The sequence below is a fragment of the Moorena sp. SIO3A2 genome (genome assembly GCF_010672265.1).
Lineage (GTDB): Bacteria > Cyanobacteriota > Cyanobacteriia > Cyanobacteriales > Coleofasciculaceae > Moorena > Moorena producens.
In genome coordinates this window covers 1-22,330 of the sequence record NZ_JAAHHC010000057.1, presented here as the reverse complement: position 1 = coordinate 22,330, position 22,330 = coordinate 1, and the positions used below count along the sequence as shown (strand labels likewise).

General features: G+C 43.4%; 18 protein-coding genes and 1 pseudogene. 9 read left to right on the top strand and 10 right to left on the bottom strand.

Annotation, left to right across the window (positions count from 1 at the left end; genetic code table 11):
- Positions 1–1,467 precede the first annotated feature (1,467 nt).
- A complete protein-coding gene (locus tag F6K64_RS33035) occupies positions 1,468–1,833 on the top strand; it encodes a hypothetical protein (RefSeq protein WP_502708096.1) in 366 nt (121 codons plus the stop codon).
- A 357-nt stretch (positions 1,834–2,190) separates the two neighbouring features.
- Here the strand turns inward: F6K64_RS33035 and F6K64_RS33030 are convergent, their stop codons facing one another.
- The 4 genes and pseudogenes from F6K64_RS33030 to F6K64_RS33010 form a co-directional block, all read right to left on the bottom strand.
- The gene (locus tag F6K64_RS33030) at positions 2,191–3,561 is read right to left on the bottom strand and encodes a serine hydrolase domain-containing protein (RefSeq protein WP_287256748.1); all 1,371 of its coding nucleotides are present in this window, start codon (positions 3,559–3,561) and stop codon (positions 2,191–2,193) included.
- Between the two features lie 156 nt (positions 3,562–3,717).
- Positions 3,718–4,163, bottom strand: a pseudogene (locus F6K64_RS39235) (class I SAM-dependent methyltransferase); the annotation flags it as partial.
- 35 nt (positions 4,164–4,198) lie between these two features.
- Positions 4,199–4,747: a hypothetical protein gene (locus tag F6K64_RS33015; protein WP_287267583.1), complete on the bottom strand. Its 549-nt coding sequence runs from the start codon at positions 4,745–4,747 to the stop codon at positions 4,199–4,201.
- 17 nt (positions 4,748–4,764) lie between these two features.
- Positions 4,765–6,009 carry an RNA-guided endonuclease InsQ/TnpB family protein gene (locus F6K64_RS33010; RefSeq protein WP_287267582.1) on the bottom strand — a complete coding sequence of 415 codons (1,245 nt, stop codon included), beginning with the start codon at positions 6,007–6,009 and terminating at the stop codon, positions 4,765–4,767.
- Between the two features lie 434 nt (positions 6,010–6,443).
- On the opposite strand from F6K64_RS33010, the gene F6K64_RS33005 reads away from it, so the two are divergent.
- Complete coding sequence (locus F6K64_RS33005; protein WP_287267581.1) at positions 6,444–6,815, top strand: zinc ribbon domain-containing protein; 372 nt, start codon at positions 6,444–6,446, stop codon at positions 6,813–6,815.
- A gap of 267 nt (positions 6,816–7,082) precedes the next feature.
- Here F6K64_RS33005 and nblS read toward each other — a convergent pair whose 3' ends face one another.
- Together nblS and F6K64_RS32995 are read right to left on the bottom strand one after the other, a co-directional pair.
- Positions 7,083–9,092, bottom strand: coding sequence for a two-component system sensor histidine kinase NblS (nblS, locus tag F6K64_RS33000; protein ID WP_287267580.1), 2,010 nt, complete (start codon positions 9,090–9,092; stop codon positions 7,083–7,085).
- Between the two features lie 711 nt (positions 9,093–9,803).
- Positions 9,804–11,102 carry an MFS transporter gene (locus F6K64_RS32995; RefSeq protein ID WP_287267579.1) on the bottom strand — a complete coding sequence of 433 codons (1,299 nt, stop codon included), beginning with the start codon at positions 11,100–11,102 and terminating at the stop codon, positions 9,804–9,806.
- Positions 11,103–11,383: 281 nt separating this feature from the next.
- On the opposite strand from F6K64_RS32995, the gene F6K64_RS32990 reads away from it, so the two are divergent.
- Together F6K64_RS32990 and F6K64_RS32985 are read left to right on the top strand one after the other, a co-directional pair.
- Positions 11,384–15,505 carry a pentapeptide repeat-containing protein gene (locus F6K64_RS32990; protein WP_287267578.1) on the top strand — a complete coding sequence of 1,374 codons (4,122 nt, stop codon included), beginning with the start codon at positions 11,384–11,386 and terminating at the stop codon, positions 15,503–15,505.
- Positions 15,496–15,630 (top strand): hypothetical protein, encoded by a 135-nt coding sequence (locus tag F6K64_RS32985; protein WP_287267577.1) that lies wholly within the window; start codon positions 15,496–15,498, stop codon positions 15,628–15,630. Before F6K64_RS32990 ends, F6K64_RS32985 begins: the two co-directional genes overlap by 10 nt.
- 111 nt (positions 15,631–15,741) lie before the next feature.
- Here the strand turns inward: F6K64_RS32985 and F6K64_RS32980 are convergent, their stop codons facing one another.
- On the bottom strand, positions 15,742–16,947 hold the full coding sequence (locus tag F6K64_RS32980) for a phosphoglycerate kinase (protein WP_008189591.1): 1,206 nt from the start codon (positions 16,945–16,947) through the stop codon (positions 15,742–15,744).
- Between the two features lie 191 nt (positions 16,948–17,138).
- Here F6K64_RS32980 and F6K64_RS32975 point away from each other — a divergent pair, with 191 nt between their 5' ends.
- Both F6K64_RS32975 and ylqF read left to right on the top strand, forming a co-directional pair.
- Positions 17,139–17,555: a universal stress protein gene (locus F6K64_RS32975; RefSeq protein ID WP_008189589.1), complete on the top strand. Its 417-nt coding sequence runs from the start codon at positions 17,139–17,141 to the stop codon at positions 17,553–17,555.
- A 141-nt stretch (positions 17,556–17,696) separates the two neighbouring features.
- On the top strand, positions 17,697–18,563 hold the full coding sequence (ylqF, locus tag F6K64_RS32970; protein WP_008189588.1) for a ribosome biogenesis GTPase YlqF: 867 nt from the start codon (positions 17,697–17,699) through the stop codon (positions 18,561–18,563).
- 499 nt (positions 18,564–19,062) lie between these two features.
- Here ylqF and F6K64_RS32965 read toward each other — a convergent pair whose 3' ends face one another.
- Together F6K64_RS32965 and F6K64_RS32960 are read right to left on the bottom strand one after the other, a co-directional pair.
- Positions 19,063–19,281 (bottom strand): hypothetical protein, encoded by a 219-nt coding sequence (locus F6K64_RS32965; RefSeq protein WP_044495181.1) that lies wholly within the window; start codon positions 19,279–19,281, stop codon positions 19,063–19,065.
- A gap of 84 nt (positions 19,282–19,365) precedes the next feature.
- Positions 19,366–19,875: a pyroglutamyl-peptidase I family protein gene (locus tag F6K64_RS32960; protein ID WP_008189586.1), complete on the bottom strand. Its 510-nt coding sequence runs from the start codon at positions 19,873–19,875 to the stop codon at positions 19,366–19,368.
- A gap of 61 nt (positions 19,876–19,936) precedes the next feature.
- On the opposite strand from F6K64_RS32960, the gene hisH reads away from it, so the two are divergent.
- Both hisH and rsmD read left to right on the top strand, forming a co-directional pair.
- Positions 19,937–20,593, top strand: coding sequence for an imidazole glycerol phosphate synthase subunit HisH (hisH, locus tag F6K64_RS32955; protein WP_008189584.1), 657 nt, complete (start codon positions 19,937–19,939; stop codon positions 20,591–20,593).
- Positions 20,594–20,666: 73 nt separating this feature from the next.
- Entirely contained in the window at positions 20,667–21,206 is a 540-nt protein-coding gene (gene rsmD / locus F6K64_RS32950) for a 16S rRNA (guanine(966)-N(2))-methyltransferase RsmD (protein ID WP_008189583.1), read from the top strand.
- Positions 21,207–21,256: 50 nt separating this feature from the next.
- Here the strand turns inward: rsmD and petG are convergent, their stop codons facing one another.
- Positions 21,257–21,370: a cytochrome b6-f complex subunit V gene (gene petG / locus F6K64_RS32945; protein ID WP_070395274.1), complete on the bottom strand. Its 114-nt coding sequence runs from the start codon at positions 21,368–21,370 to the stop codon at positions 21,257–21,259.
- Between the two features lie 454 nt (positions 21,371–21,824).
- Between petG and F6K64_RS32940 the strand changes: the two genes are divergently transcribed.
- The gene (locus tag F6K64_RS32940; RefSeq protein WP_044495179.1) at positions 21,825–22,199 is read left to right on the top strand and encodes a c-type cytochrome; all 375 of its coding nucleotides are present in this window, start codon (positions 21,825–21,827) and stop codon (positions 22,197–22,199) included.
- The last annotated feature ends 131 nt before the right edge of the window (positions 22,200–22,330 follow it).

Here is a 22,330-nt window from a genome sequence, read left to right as displayed (position 1 = left end):
GGAAAAAATCATCAGCACGGCAGTAGAACATACAGACTCAATTCTTTACCATCGAGTCTCAATTATGCACTCAAAAATTAACCCAGGTTACAACAATTTCAGAGCTCGATTAAAATGCGATTACCCTGTACTATATGGAGAGTATTTTGCCTGGGGGGGCGACAAGCGGCCTGTAACCCTTGATATATATTAAATTGAGCGAATTATGGTAAAAAAAGATAGGTCATAACTTGTCAATACGACCTATCAATTTAAAATGATACCATAATTATATCAAAAGCATCTCAAAAATCTACTTTCTGAATCTCAATTTTTTTTTTTTTACCTTATTATAATAATTATACAAGACACCAAAAATGTCAAATTTGAAAAAATCGCAGAGTCACTCCCTTTACCTATTCAATTTAACTCACGGCGTAAAAAAATACAGAGATTTTTGTCGTTACCAATATTCCAGGTCAAATCTTTGTGGTTTCCAATTATTCGAGAATGGATAAATCAAACATTTACTAAAGATGAAAAAATCTATTTAGCTATCGATAGAACTAATTGTAAAAAATACAATTTATTCATGATTAGTATTATTTATAAAAACCGAGCAATTCTTTGAAGTTACCCTAAGAGAGTGGATCCTTTATAGCGACAGGTTATGGGTAATACTTTTAGGTTATATGAAATAATGCTCCACTCTCTAAGGTTTCGTCTCCTGTTTATTTTGAACTTCTATCAAAGTTAGGTTCAAGCAATTTATCAGAGACGAAACCTTGAACAGTGGAGCCTTATTACAAAAGAGTTAACCCTTTTATGCATAACCGATTACCCATAAAGGCTCCACTGTTCTACGGTAACTTCAAGAGCAAACAAAATTAATTTAAAATATTATAGGGCTATTTGATAACTATCAGATAGTGATTTTGGTAGATCGAGAGTTTTGTTCGGTTAAATTTGCTCAATGGCTAAATACACAAGGTTTTCAATTTTGTTTAAGACTAAAATAATCGTGATTGAACTAGCAAATACCGGATGGGTTTCATTGAAAAGTTGTGGATTAAAACCGGGAAAATCGTTATTTTTTGAAAAGGTCAAAGTTACAAAAACTAAAAAAATAAAAGGATTTAGTGTAGCCTGTAAATGGAATAAAAGTTGCGGTGCGACCCCGCGCTTTTTCAAAGCGCTAGGGAACGCGCACCGTTATCGAAAATCTGTGACCAAAGAAGGTTGGTTTATTCTAACAAATATGAGTAGTATATCTGAGGCAATCGGAGCTTATAAAAAGCGAGGCAGCGCGGTCTTGGGGAGGCAGCGCGGTCTTGGGGAGGCAGCGCGGTCTTGGGGGTCCCCCCCATGAGCGACTGCCGTGGTTCCCCCCATGAGCGACTGCCGTGGTTTCCCCCATGAGCCACTGCATCAAGACAACGGTTTGATATTGAAGAGATGTTCCGAGACTATAAGAGCGGTGGATATAATATGGAAGGCAGCAATGTGGTCGATCAACGTTTTATTTATTTAGTTATTTTAATATCTTTTGCTTATCTTTTTGCCACAGTTAAAGTAGAAAAAATCAATAAAAAAGGAGTTCAAAACTATGTAGCTAGAGTTAAAGAATATGGGCGATTAACTAAAAGACATAGCGGTGCGACCCAAGGGCAGTTTACCTGCCCATTGGAAAGCGCACCGTCCAGTTTTTATATTGGTAATTATGGCCAAAAGTGGATTAATTTTATGGATAAATGTTGGGAATTAGTTGAAAATTTGATGCGTTTAAGTCGCCATAAGCTCGATAATTATTTACGAGGTATGAGAGCTATGAAGCTTATACAGTCTACTTTTTAGCTCTCATGTCGCCCCCCCAGCATATTACTATTGTCTTTAAATGTAGCACAAATATCTACATGGTAAGTATCTAATACAAACCCGTTTCTATACTTACCAGATTTAATTTCATTCGTTTTTATTGCTGAAAGCTGACCGCTAATAGCTGAATGCTTACTTATTAGTAGACTACAGTAGGGACGTCGCATACAACGTTCCTACAAGGTTATCATTTTTTTACTGTGGTTCATTGACCCTGGAGTTTAGACTAAAATCTGAACATTTATTCCATTTCTCAAATTGATCTTGGAAATTTATTTGAAAATCAAGAAATAGTCTAAACTCCAGTTAAGTAAGATTGCTCTACTAAAACAAATGTCACTTTCCGTGAAGAAACTTGGCAGCAGCCCGCATAAAGGCAGGTGCTTTTGTCTCACCATAAGGTGCTACGTAGGGCGTAGTCGATACGACAACCCCAACAAAATCTCGTTCTGGATCGACATAGATTAGTTGATTAAGATTGCCACTTTTGGCCATAGCTCCGTCCTCGAAAATCCAATCCCACTGGTAGCTGTTGGACTCGGCACGTTCGCCCCCAAAACTCTTGAAGCCTGATTCATCCTTCGCGCTGTCCTTAAAGGCTTCTGGGTCTCCTCCTGTCTGTATACGTGTCAGAACGGCGTCACTCACCACATCCTCCTGCGCCACCGCCTGCCAACTCGGCGTAAACAACACACCATAACGAGCCATGTCTTCCAGCGTCGTGGACATCAGACCCAGAGGCAAAGCAACACCTTCTGGTCTCATGTTGAACATAGCTGGCATCCGTGCGTTGAGTTTCCCCCATACGCGCTCTTCAAATACCGCAGCCCACGGCTTCTCCTCTATATGCTCAATCATCATCGTCAATACATCGGTGTTTGGAGAGGAGTAGCGAAAAACTGCTCCCGGCTCCTCTTCGTATAACGGCCAAAAGGCTCGCAACACGGAAACCGTGTCTTCTGTTTGGCAACCGCCAGAGTTAGGCGTCCCAAAGATGGCACTGAAGTAACTGACTATGACTGAGTTTGGGTCGAGGACCGATTCGCCGGTCTCCTCCGAATCAAGCGCTGTAGTATGGTTTAGCACGTTAAGGACACTCAAACTATCCCACGCAGTGCCAGCCAGTTCAGGGACATACTGGGTGATTGGTTGAGAGACGTCGATCTTGCCTTCCTCAGCCAACATTGCTGAGACCAGTCCAACAGTCGTCTTGGCCGACGACATCCAGACATGCATATCGGTTTTGGTCATTCCTGGGAAGGCTTCAAAAACGACCTTGCCTTGGTGAACCATCATTATGCCCTGGTGGCGAAAGGTCGGGTGTACTGAGTAATCTGAGAGTGTGAGCACTCCTTCACTGTCCGTCTTTACTTCTATTTTATCTAAATCTTCCTGAATATCCCGCTTCAAGCGCTTGAATTTCACAGCTGGCATAGACATTGCAGTCGGCATGAACTCGGGGAGGTTCATCAGGTAATAGAGTGCGTGGTCTCCTCCCATCTGAAGGTGGAAGTTATTAAACCTCTCACGGGCATGATCCACGAATTTCTTGGAAAACGGCTCTTTGGCTGCTTCTACAGGAAGCGTGGCACGGGCGCCTGGAACGGATAGATACTTGTATAAGTCACTACTCTTTGCATATGACGGCTGCTGTATCAGAGCACTCATAATCAGAATAGCGAGCAATATTCTTAATACATACCTCATTGTGACAATTTCCTTAAATCGATCATCAATTGTTATATACCATATTGAATTGTTATATACACAGGAATTACGCAAATTCATCTAAATACGCTATCAGTAGAGGTATAGTGTTATTTTATACTCATATATGTGGTGGTTATGCGTAAGTCCTGCACTATAACCCTCATGATCACCACGAATCATTGACATAACTATGGCACCATTGCTAACAAGCGATCGCTTTAAATCCTTAAGTACCCTAACCATCGCAGCACGGGGAATATGAATCAGGGATGCATTGGCAAAGATCCCATCAAAGCTCTTTGGTGGCAGCTTGAGGTTCAGAAACGATTGCTGCCAAACCTCGCATCCTGAAACCTGTTGCGCCATCTTCACAAATGCTGGTGTAGCATCGAGACCAATCACTTGATGACCTTGGTCTTTAAAAACAACCAAGTCTCTACCAGGACCACCTCCTAATCCAGAATCTTGCCTGGATTGCGGGGCATAGCATCCACCAAGGCGTTGCGATTTTGAGACACATCATGATTCCAGGTGCCTTCCCGGAAAGATTCTGCTGTTGCTTGATACTCAGCAATTGTTACTCTTTCGTGATCTTCCACAATAGTTCAACCTGGTGATACTGAAGCAAATTTTACTATCTAGCTAATAACTCGATAATAAACTCAGCCGCAGTTAGATAAGTTCGATGTGGGGGTTGCTCACCTAATGGCACCTGAACCCACCAGCCTTGGCACTGACAAGGGCTACGCCACAAGTCCAAATGGCCTATTGCGGGTGTTGCATAGAAACTGTCTTCCCCTGCCCCCAATAGCGCTGAACTCCAGTGGGTAAAGTAATCGTGACTAATCCGGTGGATGGGAAAATTGCCATACAGAGGCACACCCCAGCCATCAATAGCGATCAATGCTTGGATGGAACCTCCCAGTAGCTGCCAACCCCAAGCTGCTGCGATCGCACCCACTACCCCAGCACTGAAACCGATCAAGACTATGGGAGTCTTGACCAAACCAATGTGACGTTGCAAGAACTCTAAAATATGAATAGCGGAGTAAGCTGGGTAGTCCTGAGCTGGAAAAACTAACACTTTCTCAGTCCAGGAACTTGATAGATCCAAACTTGCTAAAAAATCCTGGGTCAGTTGGGGCTCATGGATACCGGGGCAAATAATTAAGTAGGGGGACATGAGTGAACTACCCCGACTTACTTCGTTGAAGTCGGGGCTTCCAGCTTCACGGAAGAATGCCTTAACTTGGACGGGCGTCCACGTCTTGGTCTTACTTCTTCTCCACTGGCGTTGACCTCCCCCGTCCCAGAGGAGGATAGCATTCTGATCCCTTCTGCTCTAATATTCTTTGCCGCATTACCATCTCTGTCGTGGTGAGTTCCACAACTTGGACAAGTCCAAGCCCTGACATCCAGTGGCAACTCCTTGATTCGGTAATGACAATTAGAGCAGGTTTTGGAACTAGGAAACCATCGGTTTATTTCAACTAATACCTTTCCTTCTTTTTCGCACTTATAAGACAGGAAGTTTACAAAGGTTCCCCAACCCAGATCAGATATTGCTTTAGCTAATTTATGGTTACGTTCGCGTAGCGTGCGCGTAGCGCATACCATGCCCTTGACATTTAGGTTCTCGACTACCACCACTTGGTTGTTGTCAACTATCTTTCTAGATAGTTTATGCAGGTAGTCTTGGCGGACATTTCCAATCCGTTCGTATACCTTGGCTACAATCTTTCTGGCCTTTTTGCGTCCATTGCTGCCTTTTTTCTTTCGGGCAGCGATACGCTGTTTTTTAGTCAGTTTCTTTTCGGACTTGGCTAAGTGCTTTGGATTCCCAAACTTGGAAGTTTTTTCGCCATCGTAGGTAATAGCAAAATCCTTAATACCCAAATCAATTCCGATCACATTTCCTTTTGTGGAAGGCTGCAAATCATCCGGATCATATTCCATTAACACAGAAGCATAATATTTTCCAGATGGAGTCTTGCTAACGGTTACAGTTTTCATTTCTCCATCTAGTGGTCGATGGATTATTGCTTTGATAATGCCTAATCTTCCAGGGAACTTCAAGTAGTTGCCAACTTGTTTTACGTTCTGGGGATACTGAATTGATTGGCGATGATGATATGATTTGAACCTAGGATATTCAGCCCTACCCTCAAAGAAATTTTGATATGCACGACTAAGATTGAGACTCACGGATTGCAAAACCTGAGAGTAACAATCTTTTAGCCATTCAGTCTCTTTTTGTTTTTTGAGCTTTGGCAACATAGAGTTGAGTGCAGATTGTTTTAGCCCCTTGCCAGTTTCTTTGTAGGTTTCTATGCACTGATTCAAAGCATAGTTCCACCACCAACGAGCGCATCCAAAATGCTGAGCTAACACTTGAATTTGCTCTTGTGTGGGATAAATTCTAACTTTGACGGCTTTATGTTTCATTGCACTCAAACTTGTTGGAGATGAAACCTTAGAATAAAGAAGCCTTTATGGTTAGTCGGCTATGCATAAAAGGGTTAAATCTTTGTGATTAAGGCTTCTTTATTCTTACGGTAACTTCAAACTCGACCATGCTTAATATTATATGTATTTCACAGTAAGGTGTCAAGGGATAAAATAAATTTTCTGTCTCGCTATCCATCCTAGAGACGCGCGCCTTAGTAGAGTGGAGCCTTAATCAAACAGTTTTAACCCTTTTTCCCATAGCCGACCAACCATAAAGGCTCCACTCTACTTACGGTAACTTCAACACCCTGGAAGAGGGTGGGGAATTCCGCGAGTTTTGTTAAACGCTAAAGAGGCAAAGAAGGGAAATCAGCTGGATGTGCAAGACAGTTAAGATGAAGAAATGACTATTGAGAAATGACTATTGACTAATGATCAATTGTCCCAAATGCCATCAACCTATCAATAGGAAGGTGATTACCTGTCCCCATTGTGGAGCAATCCTGAAAGCCTATGGTCATCCGGGGATTACCTTACACCAAACCACAGGAGATACCCCCTTGTGTGAAACCTGTACCTATCATGCTGATGATACCTGCACCTTTCCCCAACGTCCCTATGCTAAGCAGTGTACCCTTTACGAGGATAGTTCCGAAAGTACCTCAGAGCCTGAGCAGATTTATAATCCCCAGCGTGGCTTACTTGAATCCGTCAGGCTTTGGGGTCAAAGGAACCCAGCCTTACTAGGTCTATTGGTATTAATCGCTGCTAGCTTTTTGCTAGCCCTGATGGCCACTAGTTAAAGTCAACTAGTACTCCGTCAAAATTGAATTGACGTAAGCATTCAGCTATCAGCGTGTCGCGTATCAGCTTATGGGCTATGGGCACGCTACTTGAGGTGCTTTTGAATAAAAGAGGTAAGGGACTTGCGTGTAAAAAAAATACCAATTAAAGTAGGGTGGGCAAAGTAATATTATTTAGAATAATCAAAAGAAACAAACTGTTTTTGCCCACCCTACAAGCTAGTACTCCGTCAAAATTGAATTCACTAGACATGATAGTACTAAGCGCTACGAAATTGACAGATTACTAGTAGCGGGTGAGTCGGTTGGTATGGTCTGTGAGGTGTCTACTTGCAAATGTTCTTTAACCGTAATTTTTTGTTCTTCACACACCTCTAAATCAAACCAGAATGTTGTCCCAACTCCCACTTCACTGACTAAGTTTACTCGGCTATGATGTCTTTCGATAATGTTTCTGACAATTGAAAGCCCCAATCCCGTCCCTTCCAGGGTATGAACTCGGTTTTCTACCCGGAAAAATCGGTCAAAAATCGCCTGTTGGTCTTCTGGAGCAATGCCAATTCCCGTATCCGAGATTTCAATTCGCACCCTGTCTTTTCCTTCTTTGGTATTGAGTTCGGGTTCTAATTGATAAGCACGAATTACCACTCGTCCACCAGACTCAGTGAATTTCAAAGAGTTGCCCACTAAATTAGCCAAGACTTGGAGCAACAAATCGTAGTGACCCATAACTGGTGGTAAATCTGGTTCAATCTCCTGAGCCAGTTCAATAGTTTGGTCACGAGCGTTGAGCTGATAAGTGCGCAGGGTTTGCTCTATAGGTCGAACAATGTCAAAGGGTTCAAGTTGATAAATTCGACAAGATTCCAGCCGTGATAAATCTAGGACATCGTTAACTAGACGGGTGAGTCGGTCAGTTTCCCGATTAGCCGTGTCAAGAAACTCCTTGCGCTTAGCTTCGCTAAGTTTTTCGTCGTAGTCGTGGAGGGTTTCGATAAATGATTTAATGTTAAATAGAGGTGTTCTGAGTTCGTGGGAAACATTGCTGATGAAATTGCTTTTTGCCTGATTAAGTTCCACCTCACGGGTGATATCCTGAACAGTGATAGCAATTCCCTTAATATTTTCCCGGTATTGGTTGAGTACCTTACTTAGGAGAATGCGAACGGTGCGAGAGACCGGTTTGCTCAGAGTAATACGAAACTCTTCACCTTCGCGGGATTCCCGTTCTGTTTCTGTCTGTTTCTCCGCTGTAGCCATTTGATACAGCGGTCGTGTTAGTTCCATTGTGACCACATCAGGGAGATGGTATAGGACATTTTTACCGACAATGTCTTGCTCCTCCCAACCAAAAATCCGCCGTGCTGTCGGGTTGACTAACATTACCTGAAAATTGGTATCAATCAGTACAGCACCATCGGCAATTGTGGAAACTAGAGTCTCTAACTTAGCTTTTTCTGCGGTAAGTTCTTCAATATTTTGCTCCTCATAGCGTTCTAAACGCTCTGCCATGTCATTGAAGCTAGACACCAATTCCCTCAGTTCTACTCCCAAAGGCATCTCAATCCGCTGCTTGAAATTACCAGCAGCAATATTTCTCACCCCTACTAGTAGTTCTTTAATGGGCTTAGTGATAGTCAAGGCGTTCCCCACTGCACCTAAAATCACCATCACCCAGATCGAGATAAACACAGCAATGGTAACATTTCTTGTTAAATTGGAAGAAACCACCACCGTAGGGTTAGGGTTAATGCCCACAGCCAAAACCCCTAAGTATTTGTTTTCGTCAATTAAGGGAACAAACACATCAGTGACTTGACCATCAGGAGTCAGGTGCTGCCGTGCCATGGGCTGATCAGAGTTTTTGGCGTAGCCCTCGGGTAGCTCAATCCGACGCTTAATGGTTAAAGAATTCTTTACTTCTGCTGCGGAGAAAGGAATACCAAAGATTATTTCCCCATCCTCGTCAGCATAGATAATGTAACGCACACTGGAGGTGCTAGTGTAGAAGCGGCTGGAAAAGCGAGCTAGTTCGTCGAAATTATTTGCCGCAACATGAGGTTCAACGTTGGCAGCCAGCAAGAGACCGAGATCACGACCAAAGCGAGTGTCGTTCATCCTAGCATCCTGCTGAATCGTATTCACCGCCCAGAAGGTCAAGCCACTCATGAGCAATGAGACAACCAGAGTGGCTGCTGCCATTAGCTTGGTCTGGAGGGTAAACTCCGACCACCAATGCCTGATAATGTCGATAAGGGTTTTTAGCAAAGCTAGCAAGGTCAGTTCAACTCTCTCAACAGGGAAGACAACAACACTCTTTCCAAAGGTAGATGCTTTGATTTTGGCAAAGTATCTACTTTTGGCTATCCTCCAATTATAAGGCCAGAAAACCTGACCTCTTGATGGGAAAATAAAGATGATAGTAAGCTATCAGCTATCAGCTATCAGCTATCAGCTATCAGCCATTGTCCTTAGGCCACCCTAAGCGAACAGTTTATGAGGAAAGTCACAGGTTATAAGCCTGTGCCACGCTACTGTTCACGCAGCGTGCGCGTAGCGCAATCGGTACTTTTAGGTGCGACCCGTGGCGAATTTAATTCTTAATGGTAAGAGCGCACCTTTGAATAAAATAAGCTGACGGCTGACGCCTGACTGCTGAATGCTTACAGATGATAGGTGTTAGGTGTTAGGTCATAGGTCATAGGTGTCGGGTTTTAGGACATCAAGCCTAATCCTAACCCAAGCAATATGATGCTTAATGCTTCACTATTAAAGTTTTAAACTTCATTAATAAAGCATAATTTAATTATTTTGATGCATAAACACTTAATTATGCTGCTTTAATACTCAATTAGTTGGCAATATTACACTTATAGCAGTCGCCAGGGCAGTTAGGACATGACAAAAGTCTCAAAGCTAAGTATAGCAATAGTTTTACTTCTGACTTCTGACTTCTGACTTCTGACTTCTGCTATAACACCATTTGCCTCAAGCCTGATGCCTAACACCTATCACCTCATGACTCTTCTTGCCCAGATAGGACAAAATCCCAAGACCTAAGCCCACACTGCTAGCAGTCACTAACCAAAAACCACTGGTAAATTCTGGAGATTGATCCAATGCCCAACCTCCTAAAGACGGTCCAATAAAGTAACCTACTGCCCAACACTGAGATTCAAGGGAAAAGTAAACTCCTCGCAACGATTGTGGAGCTAAATCCCCCACCAAAGAAGAGGCAGAAGGGAGATAAATTACCTTAGCAAAAGCTAATAGTAACAAAGCACAAAGTGCTGGAATAACTGCCAACTTAGAAACAACTCCTGTGAGCCAAACTAACACAAATCCTCCACACCACAGTAGTAAAGAAACCATCAGAACATTGGTGCGTTGAAACTGGTTTAGAAAGCGGGCAACAGGTAGTTGAAAAATGGCACCAAAGGCGACATGCCAGAAGAAAATAAGACTAATCGTTTCTGGAGCTAATCCGGTTTCTGTTCCTCCTCCTGGAACAAAATTGGCAAAATAGAGGGGCATAATGCTATTGAGTTGAGCATCATAGGTAGTGAAGAGAGTATTCCCTAGTAACCAAATCATCAAAAAGCGATCGCTTAGTGCTTGTTTCCAGGATTGGGTAGGGGATTGAGGCACCTCTTGAACGTTATTTGTTTCTGCGATCGCTAAATAAATGACAACGAAGAAAATCACATAAAAAATACTTTTGAGCACAAATAAAGTACGGTAACTGCCAGAAGCAGCAATTAACTGCCCTGCCCCAATAACTCCCAATCCTAGTCCTAAGCTATCAGCTAAACGAGTAACTGAAAAGGCTTCATTACGCTGAACAGGAGTGGTTAGATCGGTGACAACTGCCTCAGTAGGCGGCCAATATAGACCAATCCCTAAACCCATCAGTAAGTTAGCAATAACCAGAGTTGGGAAATTATAGGTAAACGCTAAACAAAGACTTGCTAGAGCAGAAACAGCTGCCGAGAGTAGCAAAGTTTTCTTGCGTCCCCAAAACTTGGAATCAGCCAAAGTCCCTGAAATCAAGCGTCCTAATACTCCAGAAATTGAAGAACTCCCTAGAGCCATCCCAACTTGGGTGGCGGATAAACCAATCTGATTAACAAAAAAAATCGAGGCATAAACTAAAGTAAACCCTTGACCGATGTGCAATAACAATCGACCGGTTGCCAGAATCCAAATCTCCTGCCTTAATGCTGGGAGCAAAGATAATAATTTATTGAGCAATTTCGGTAAGGTTAAAAGGTTGAGGGGTTGAGCCATTGAGCAGCATTTACAATTCTTTACATCTAAGTAAATAGTATAGGGTAATCGCAATAATTAATCAGGAAGCATTATGTTAACGACTATTGATCAAGACGTGCAATAGTGCTGATAATCAAGGCTTAATAGGGTCATAACTGCCAACCTTAAGATTCTATTGTGACAGTTGACAGGGTGGAATGTGGTATCTAGCAAGGTTCCGGCTCTTTAGTGGACAATAGTAACTACCTGTATCCTAAATCAGCCCCCCTTGCATTCCTATTTAACTAGGAATATTGCTTATGTCATCGCCACGGGAGGGTTCTATCACTATTGCCCTCAAGACCAATACTTCTCAGTCTAAACTGTTAGAAGCTTTAGCCCTATGGCAAGAGTTAGGTTTACTTTCTGAGACTAGCATCGACATCATATTTAAAACTAAAGCATCCCATCCCGCTCTTTTAGAGGGATTAGATGCTTGGTTACGTTTGGGTTTGCTTCAGGAAACCTTTGTTAAACGGTTGTGTCGAGAACATCTTACCTGTGCTTTACCAGAACCTAGTGTAACTCCAAAGGTTTCTGCTTTATCAGTCGCGAAACCAGCGCCTCAACTAGTGTCACCTTTAGCTAGTAATGACTTTGCACCGGAGACACCCAAACCTAAGAAACCCAACTGGATTGCTCAAATGTGGCAATCCCTTCAAGCAGAATTCAGTGTCCGCTGGTTGCTGTTTCTGGGTATGTTTATGGTGGTGGTATCCTCTGGGGTACTGGCTGCTAGTCAATGGGACAATTTCCCAGCTGCTGGACAGTATGGAGTATTGCTGGCCTATACCTTGAGCTTTTGGGGGATTAGTGCTTGGACAACGAAACAAGGGAATTTACCGTTAACAGCCCAAACCTTGCGAGTTGTCAGTCTGTTGCTGATCCCAGTCAATTTTTGGGCAATGGATGGCTTTGGCTTGTGGCGTCATCCCTTAAATTGGCTAGTGGTAGCAGTGGCGACAGTAGCACTAAGTGCGATAGTACTAAGTTCGATACTCTTAGGTCGCGGCTACGGGAACGGATTTTTACGATTACGACAACAACAATCATTCCCCTTACCGATTATTAATTATTTAGGTCTGAGTTACCTAAACTGGGGTTGGGGTATCCCTGGATTTCCCATAGGAGCAGTTTATTTGGGCATCGGTAGCACCATCGCTACCTTATATATAGAATCCAGAAAGAAAAATTCAGCGATTATTTTTGATGTTGCTGGCTTCCGCATCTTAGTTTATGGCATCGGCATCCTGCTATTTAGAGCAATTTTTGTCATAGGTGTCGATATTGAACAACTGGGGTTAGCGATTGGGATGTGTGGTTGGTTTCTCTACTGGCTATACCAAAAGCCTCAGGCACCATCTCTCCCGGTCTCCCCGTCTCCCCGTCTCCCTATGATTTGGTTAGGGGGTAGCTTGCTGGTGGTGGGTTGGTTAGTTTGTGTAGCAGCTGAGTTTCCTTGGCAAGCCATGATTGTCAGTGGGCTGGGGGTCTGGTTATTTGTCAATCGTTTACTAAAATTTTGGCGACGTTCCGATTTAGCCGCCATGTTAGCCATTGGTTTACAGATGGTTTGGCTTTCATGGCGATTGATTCCCCCATCAATACAAACCTGGCTACTGGAAACAGCAACTACGTTAACCCATTCCCAAGAAACTCCCTATGTATTGTTGAGTTTAGTACTGTTTCCCTATCTGGTTTTAATTGTTGGGTTAGCAGATTGGTTATATCAGCGCAAAAAACATGATCTGGCAGAATTTGCAGAAGTCATTGCTCTAGGAATAGGAGTTAATCTGACTACTCTGTGTTTTTCCAATCCCCTATTACTCACGATTAATGGTATTAATTCTGCTATAACTTTAGGGATTGTGACTCAGCGACGGGATAGGTTAGGGATTAAGCCTCATCTGCGCTTAAGGGTCTACCTAACCCACAGTACTGCGATCGCAACCGTTATCAGTGCCATTAACTATCTTTTTCCCAACCTACATCTAGGGGGCTTTTCAGCAATTTTATTAGCCCTGATGGTAGCAGAATGGAGCTTGAGTTTAAAGATGCCCGCTACTTCTGACTATGTCAAGATCTGGCGAGAGAGTGCTTGGCACTTAGGTTTAAGTTTAGCTGGTCTGAGTTATCTATTATTGTGTGTCAACTATAGTGCCTACGACATTAACCCAGATAGTTACCTGAGAGCATGGGGTCTGTTGTGGCTAATCACTCCATTATCTCTGACTGGATTAGCACGTGGTTATCGCAGTTGGCAACCCCCTCAAGACAAGTTTGTAATCCAGTTGAGTGTAGTTGCTGTCATCTTATCCCAATTGCTGATCCTAGGAATACCAGGAATGCGGTTAATCAGTTTAGCGTCCGCTACAGCACTGATGTTGGTTAACACCCGCTATTTAAAGCAATTAACATCAGCAGCAATTACCGTAGGATGCGGCATCAGCTTAATCGGATTCTTGCTTTGGGATGGCATCCCTAGCTTTCCCCAACCGTCCGGACAAGATTGGTGGGTTGTTGGAGCGATCGCTATTTTAACCTTATGGTTATCGCGAAGCTGGTTACTTCGTGTTAGCAAGATACAGGATAACCAATCACAATTTAAAACTTCAAATCAACAAACCAACCTTCAAAAAGCCAACCTTCAACAAACTAACCTTCAACAAACTAACCTTCAACAAACTAACCTTCAACAAACTAACCTTCAACAAACTAACCTCCCAAAACTGTATGCACAAGCAATGGATGGGTGGGCGATCGCACTGTTTATTTTTCAGCTAATTCTGCTGACTTGTTATTCTCTGATAGTCTACATTGGGTTTGGGTCACCAACATGGTTTATGCTCATCGTAAATGCAGTGACCTTAGGAGCGATCGCGTATCGCAGTTTTCCTTATCCATCCAACTGGGCTATTTATGGGATTGGTTGGAGTGTAGAACTGTTAACTACAGAAGCCCTGGGCTTATTAGACCATCCACTGATCAATTTAGCCGTTGCCAATACAGTATTAGGACTAATTGCTCAACTTTTAGGAGATTGGTGGCGACGCCGATCTAATCTCGACAAAATACCTAGTAGCTGGCATATTATTCCACTACTATACGGTAGCTTAGGACCGGTCTTAAGTTGGGGAACCTTTACCAATTGGACAGGTTTATTGTCTTTTGCCCTAGCAATAATTGCCATTGGGGTAGGGCGTCGCCGTGCAGAATTTAAACCTCTAATTTACCTTGCGCTATTTGGAGTATCGGTTTCTGCCTATCAACTGTTGTTATATCAATTATCCCAATTAGGAGGAGGAGCAAAAGGGGATGGATTGATTATAATGGCCGTGCTTGGCACTAGTATCATGTACGCCTATCGGGTATTGTCTCCTTGGCTGAAAGGATATCTACATTTTACCCCCAAAGAACTAAAGGTTATTTCCGATCTCCATTGGGTATGGAGTAGTTGTTTGTTGATAGCAGCAACAACTGAACCCATTGAATCCGCCATGATGCTGGGATTTAGTACTGGCGCGTTTTTAGTTATCTATGCTATTTCTCAAGGACGGAATCGGTTTAATCGCCAGCTTGGAGAAATCTGGGTTTATTTAGGTTTTGCTGAAGCATGGGGGATGCGGCTGTATTGGATAAATACCCCTGTGGCGCGTCTGTTATCCGGACCATTAGTGCCTTGGAAAGGTGCGATCGCATCCTTAGTCGCTTACTTTCTGTATTTCCTACCTTGGGAAAATTGGGGTTGGTCAAAACGTCCTTGGCAAATCGCTGCTTTCTTAATCCCCTTGATTGCCATTGCAGAAAATCCCTATAGCGGTAATTTAGCTAGTTTGGTGATTATCGCAGCTTTCTATATTATTCTCGCTATTGTTAATCAGCAAATTCGGTTTACCTTTATCAGTGTAGTAGTAATTGACTGGATGTTGCTCCGTTGGTTTGGACAACTACACTTAACTGCTGCTCTTTGGTATGTTCTCCCCTTGAGTTTATCCTTACTCTATATTGCCCAAGTCGATCCCTATCTAAGTGAACCCCCCCAAAAACAAATACGTCACAATCTCCGGTTAATCGGGACTAGTATTATTTGTTTAGTTTCCTTTTGGACTGCTCAATGGCTTGGGTTATTAACTGGGGGAATTAGTGTAGTGCTAATTTTTGCTGGATTAGCGATGAAAGTAAGAGCATTTATTTATGTTGGGACTGGAACATTTTTAATTAATGCGATCTACCAACTACTGATTTTTAGCTTTGATTATCCATTTTCTAAATGGGTGGTAGCGCTGTTTGTGGGAATTGGGTTTATCTGGATTGCCGCTACCTTTGAAACTCGCCGTGATCAGATTACAGCTTGGATGAATCAATTCCAAAGTTGGGAATAGGTTTAATTGAAGCTATCAGCTATCAGCTATCAGCTATCAGCTATCAGCTATCAGCTATCAGCTATCAGCTATCAGCTTTAGTCCCAATCTTGCATTTCCAAATAGATCATAAAAACCAATGCTGATTGATCGTAAACCAAACAATCTTCCCATCAAGACAATGCTAAATAGGGAGACAGCAATGCTATCTCCCTATGTAAAACTAGGATTTAAAACAATGCTTTAAAAAACTCTAGTTAGGCATCATTTAAAGCAGCAATTCCAGGTAAAACCTTGCCTTCGAGTAACTCAAGGCTGGCACCACCACCGGTGGAAATGTGGCTCATTTGGTCAGCAACACCAACTTTTTCGACGGCAGCTACTGAGTCACCACCACCAATGATGGTAGATGCACCTGTCTTGGTCAGCTCAGCCATAGAGTTTGCGATCGCTTCTGTCCCCTTAGCGAACTGATCAAACTCAAACACTCCCATCGGACCATTCCAGATTACAGTTTTGCAATCTGCCAAAGCCTCCTGAAACACCTTCACAGAATCTGGACCAATATCCAAACCCATCCAGCCATCAGGAATAGCTTCAATACTGACAGTCTGGGAATTAGCATCAGGGGCAAAATTATCTGCGATGACCACATCGGTGGGCAACAGCAATTCTACACCGCGCTCTTTTGCCTTAGCTTCTAGAGATTTCGCCAAATCCAGCTTATCGTCTTCCACCAGGGACTTACCCACACTCATACCACGGGCCTTGTAGAAGGTAAAAATCATCCCACCGCCAATTAGCAGTTTATCGACCTTTTCGAGTAGAGTGTCAATCACCCCAATCTTACTGGACACCTTAGAGCCACCAATAATTGCAGCTAGAGGCTTTTCAGGATTTTCTACAGCGTTTTGTAAATACTGCAGTTCCTTCTCAATCAAGTACCCAGCTACAGAAGGACTCAGGTAATGGGTGACTCCCTCAGTAGAGGCATGAGCCCGGTGGGCTGTGCCAAAAGCATCATTGACATACAAATCAGCAAGGGATGCCAACTGTTTGGTGAATTCTGGGTCATTCTTTTCCTCTCCAGCGTGGAAGCGGAGATTTTCCAGTAAAGCCACCTGACCATTTTCCAAAGCACCAACTTGGGCAGCCACCTCGTCTCCAACACAGTCTTTACACATGGTCACTGGTTGACCCAGCAGTTCTGAAAGACGCTCAGCAACGGGGGTTAGACGCAAGCTTTCCTTCACTTGTCCCTTGGGTCGTCCCAAGTGGCTACACAGGATTACCTTTGCCCCTTTCTTAAGTAAATCTTGAACAGTGGGTAAAGCAGCACGAATGCGAGTATCATCGGTGATGGTGCCATTGTCATCCAGGGGTACATTCAGGTCTGCTCTGACCAATACCGTTTTTCCGGCTAAATCTGATTCACTTAAATTGGCTACACTTTTCTTGGACACAGTATTAATCTCCTAATTGCTATTGCCTGCTAATCCCTGACTATCAGCCGTGTTGCCGGATGATTTGACCTCAGAGAGTTCGCTGTACATTAACTGGTAAGTCACCAGCTGAATGACCAGGACAAAAGGTATTCTTTTGTTAAGACCGTTCACATTTTACCGGAGTCCGGATCCTGGAGGAAATCTGTGATATGTTCAATACCGTTGTATTTCCAATTGACTCAAGTCGAGAAAGCCGTGAAGCTGCTGAGGTTGTTGGGAACATAGTGAAAAAGTACAGCAGCAATCTATATCTGCTGTCAGTGGTTGAAAAACCTGACCCTGGCCAGGCTACAGCAGCTGCTCCCGAGGCAATGACATCCCCTGAGGCAGTAAAAGAACTGCTTAACGGTGCCAAAGCATTATTTGCTCAGGAAGGCATTGAAGCCAAAACCGTGGAGCGGGAAGGAAAGCCTGCCTTCGTGATCTGCGATGTGGCTGACGAAATTGGGGCAAATTTAATTGTGATGGGCTCTCGGGGGCCAGGCTTGACAGAGGAAGGTATACCTAATAGCGTGGCCGATCGAGTGATTAATTTGTCCCCTTGCCCAGTATTGATTGTCCCATAAGTTGTGCTTAGTCATTGGTTCACTAAAATTGCTTGCCCGTTAATTGTCAATTGTCAATGGTCAATTTTCAATTAACGAATGACCAATGACTAATGACCAATGACTAATGGCTAATGACTAATGACTAATGGCTAATGACTAATGACAATCCAGTGGTATCCCGGACACATTGCCAAAGCCGAGCGAGAACTCAAGGAACAGTTGAAGCGAGTGGATGTGGTATTAGAGGTGCGGGATGCTCGGATTCCCCTCTCGACCAATCATCCTCAAACCGACCAGTGGGTGGGTAATAAAACTCGGGTGTTAGTGATCAACCGGGTGGATATGATTGACCCAAGGATGCGCCAACTTTGGGAATCGTGGTTTCAAAAGCAAGGGGATATCCCCTATTTCACTAATGCTCAACAGGGTAAGGGTATCCGCGCTGTGGCTAAAGCAGCCCAGACAGCTGGGGAGGAAATCAATCGACGTAGGCGCTCACGGGGAATGCGACCTCGTCCTGTCCGAGCTGTGGTAATTGGATTTCCCAATGTCGGTAAATCTGCTTTAATTAATCGACTTTTGGGACGTCGTGTGGTAGAGAGTGCTCGTCGTCCCGGTGTGACACGCCAATTGCGTTGGATACGTATTTCTGACCAACTTGAACTACTTGATGCTCCTGGTGTTATTCCTGCCAAGTTAAACAATCAGCAGCAGGCGCTCAAGTTAGCTATCTGTGATGACATTGGTGAAGCATCTTACGACAACCAACGGGTAGCAACAGCACTGGTTGCATTCCTGAAAGATTTAGATAAGATGAAGGAGTACACTCTTTTATTAAAGTCTTCTTTAGAAAAGCGGTACCAACTAGACCCAAACCCATTGACCGCTGAAGATTACTTACATGGTTTAGCCGACTATCGCTATCAGGGAAACATCGAACGTACAGCGCGGCAACTATTGGGGGATTTTCGTAAGGGTTTACTCGGAGCAATTGCATTGGAAGTACCACCAGAAGTACTACCCTAAGTACCACCAATGTAATTGCTTAGCATCTACAGCATCTACACAAGTACAATTACAAGCGCGATTCTACTAGTGAGTACTAGCTAGTGAGCGTCGCACAGAGCGAGTAGCACAGCGGGAGTCGTAGAGCGCGAGCCTAAGTTCCCTGTGGATATCTTTTTCTATAAATCTGATAATTATAGTCTGATTGAACCAATATTGTCAATATTTATTGAAAAATCAAGATCAGAACTTAAGCCAGGAAGGGACTTGAGGAGCTAACCCTAACTTAAGACAGATGACTTGAGCTAATTAGCGTAACCAACTTCAGTAATATTGCCGAGGGAAAAGTTTTTCAATCAGTCCTATAATCAATATTGAGCACCGAAACAGCTGATGCAGGGCTTACGCAAGAACTCTACAGGTGGTGTTAACAGTTACCCTTTAACCCATACAGGTAGTGTGTCGATGGCTGAATTGCGTAAGCTCTGTTTACCTGTATTAATATATACTGCTATAAGCATCAATATTTCTTAACAAGAGTTTGTATTTGTTTAAATTTGAAGGTTGGCAGGTTGAAGGTTGGCAGGTTGAAGGTTGAAGGTTGAAGGTTGAAGGTTGAAGGTTGAAGGTTGAAGGTTGAAGGTTGAAGGTTGAAGGTTGTCTTGATTAGGCTTCTTGTCAATGTATTGTCTTGATGCAAAGCGCGAGTGGGGGAAACCCTCTCATTAAGGCGCTGCATTGCTTTCGTGATAGTGTTTTTCTCAATTATTCTGTGCTGATCGGAAGTTCCCGGATCTGAAGTTACCGACAAATGCGGCAAAGTCTATTGTGCCATTTGTTCCAAAATTATCCTAAAATCAGCCAAGATACCAGGCAAATTCTCTGGATTCAGCACAGGGACATGAACAAAGATACAAGAAGTATTGAGGTGATGCTCTCCAAGATACTTCAACACTTCGTAATAGAGTCCTTCGCAGACAAATTTACCAGCATCATGGCTAATCTCACATCCACTCAAGGCAGCTATTAGTTGCTCTAAGTTCACTGGGGTTTGAAGGCAGGCATCTTCACGAGTAGCACAGGATTCCACAGTTAATTTGTGCCGCTTACTCGCCATTCCACAACAAATAATCCCATCGGGTTGTATTTGATCAATTGTGGCAATTACCTGAGCACTAGCTTCGGCAATATCGACGGGCAACTGTCTTAGAAAAGTCAGGGAAGCAGATAAATCATTGGTTTGAGCAATTTTCCCTAATAAATCATCAGAGGAGTTAGATACCTGATCGGGTAACCAGGTTTGAAAGGATGTCAAGAGGATTTTTTTGTTCATCCAACAGAACCAATTAGAATAAAAAGAGCTTCAATAGTTCAATGTAAGGGAAAGCAGGTTAATGCCAGTAATTGCGGTTGTAGACTACGACATGGGGAACCTGCACTCTGCCTGTAAAGGGTTACAGAAAGCTGGTGCAACTACCAAAGTGACAGATTTAGCAGCAGATATAGAACAGGCGGATGCGGTGGTACTACCGGGAGTGGGGGCGTTTGACCCAGCGATACAACATTTGCGATCGCGTAACCTGGAGCAACCGATTAAACAAGCCATTGCCAGCGGTAAACCCTTTTTAGGTATTTGTCTAGGTTTACAAATTCTGTTTGAGGCAAGTGAAGAAGGCACAGAACCTGGATTAGGGATTGTGCCTGGGACAGTGCGGCGCTTTCGTCGAGAACCAAGTATTACGATTCCCCATATGGGTTGGAACCAGCTAGAGTTTACTCAACCGGATTGTACCCTTTGGCAGCATTTATCAGGCAATCCGCGAGTCTATTTTGTCCATTCTTATTATGTTGACCCAGTTGACCCTATGATTCGAGCCGCAACTACTACTCATGGGAGTCAAACCGTGACGGCTGCGATCGCTTACAATAATGTCGTAGCAGTACAGTTTCACCCGGAAAAGTCTTCTACTACAGGACTGCAAATTTTGTCTAATTTCGTGGCTCAGGTCAAGAGTTACTGCCATGATCGTACACTTGTCACCAAAGCCTGAAAATTATTCTTATTCTAAAATTATGCTACTACTACTGATGTAATCAGCACGCTCCCCACTGTCCTGTGTTTGGATGAGAATTTACGGCAATCGCCAACTGAAAACTTTGCCAGGACAAATTACCCGCCCGACACCAGCACGGGTGCGGGAGGCAGTATTTAATATTTGGCAAGGCAGTGTAGGGAATTGCCGATGGCTGGATTTATGTGCTGGTAGTGGTTCAATGGGGGCTGAGGCTCTGTGTCGGGGAGCTGCTTTGGTGGTAGGGATTGACAAATGGGCAAAAGCTTGTTCAATTATTCGTCAGAACTGGCAACAGATGGCTCAGCCGCAGCAAGAATTTCGGGTGTTGCAAGGGGATGTGGTCAGGCGATTGAAAACCTTGGCTCCTCAGCAGTTTGACCACATTTATTTTGACCCCCCCTACGCTAGTGATTTGTACCAGCCAGTGTTAGATGCGATCGCTCAATACCAGCTCCTCGACACCCATGGTGAGTTAGCTGTTGAGCATAGCTCTAACTACTGGCAACCAAAACCAATCCCCAATTTAGAAATTTGTCGCCAGAAGGTCTATGGCAATACTGCCTTGACCTTCTATTGCCCATTGGTTTAGGTCAGGGGTTTGGTAATGGTCAGTGGTTGATCAGCTCTGGGAAGGAAAAACTAACCCCCAAGTTGATTACCCCGTTGGTATTGCATATAGGCAGCAAAAAACAGTCCCAATAGAGTAACAGGTATTAAGCCAAGGACAATCCCAACAAGCAACGGTTCTACCACACTAAGTCTCCTAATTAAGTTTTTTTACCTGTTTCTCATATTACTAGCTCTGATCAACCTTAGGGTGCTGCTGGTGGTGAAACAGTTATTTATCAACCATCCTGAGTTCCATGGGTTGAGATTGCTCAGTCACACTCAGGAGGTTCTGACCTCATGACCTAAGCCCTGACTTGGGTTGAATACTTTTACCTATATCCCAGCTTATATACCAAAATGTATACCATCGATCTATTCCGCTAGTATCAGGTATATGGTTAAGACATAGTGTAGCATATAATACAAATACACGACAAGATCTTGATTAATGACTCCATAAATTTTAAGCTATGTTTATAAACAAAAATAATACTTAGTCTAAGTATTTACTTATCATTGCTTAACACAACTTAATCAATGGTTCAGTTTTATCGAGATTACAAGCGCTTTATTGATAGTCAACTTGACAGGAGACCCATTGGAAAACCAGCTTGTCCAACCTAGAGTTCTAGTGCGGCGAGTCACCTTGATAGTACTAGTCGCTTTGCTTGCTATAAGTCTTAGCCTGATCGGAATTCCCATGATGCAGGATTGGGATCCTTATGTACAAAAGGTTTTGTCCCTCAACGGTGATCCAGTCCGAGGTGATGCCATTTTTCAAATCAACTGTGCCGGGTGTCATGGAGCCAAAGGGGATGGTCATGTAGGACCAAGTCTAGTGAGTATCTCTAAGAGAAAGTCTGACGTGAGTCTGATTCAGCAAGTGATTAGTGGTAGAACACCACCAATGCCTAAGTTTCAACCTCAAACTAGAGATATGGCAGACCTGTTGAGTTACCTGGAACAATTGTAACTAAAGGTTGAAGGTTGAAGGTTGAAGGTTGAAGGTTGAAGGTTGAAGGTTGAAGGTTGAAGGTTGAAGGTTGAAGGTTGAAGGTTGAAGGTTGAAGGTTGAAGGTTGAAGGTTGAAGGTTGAAGGTTGAA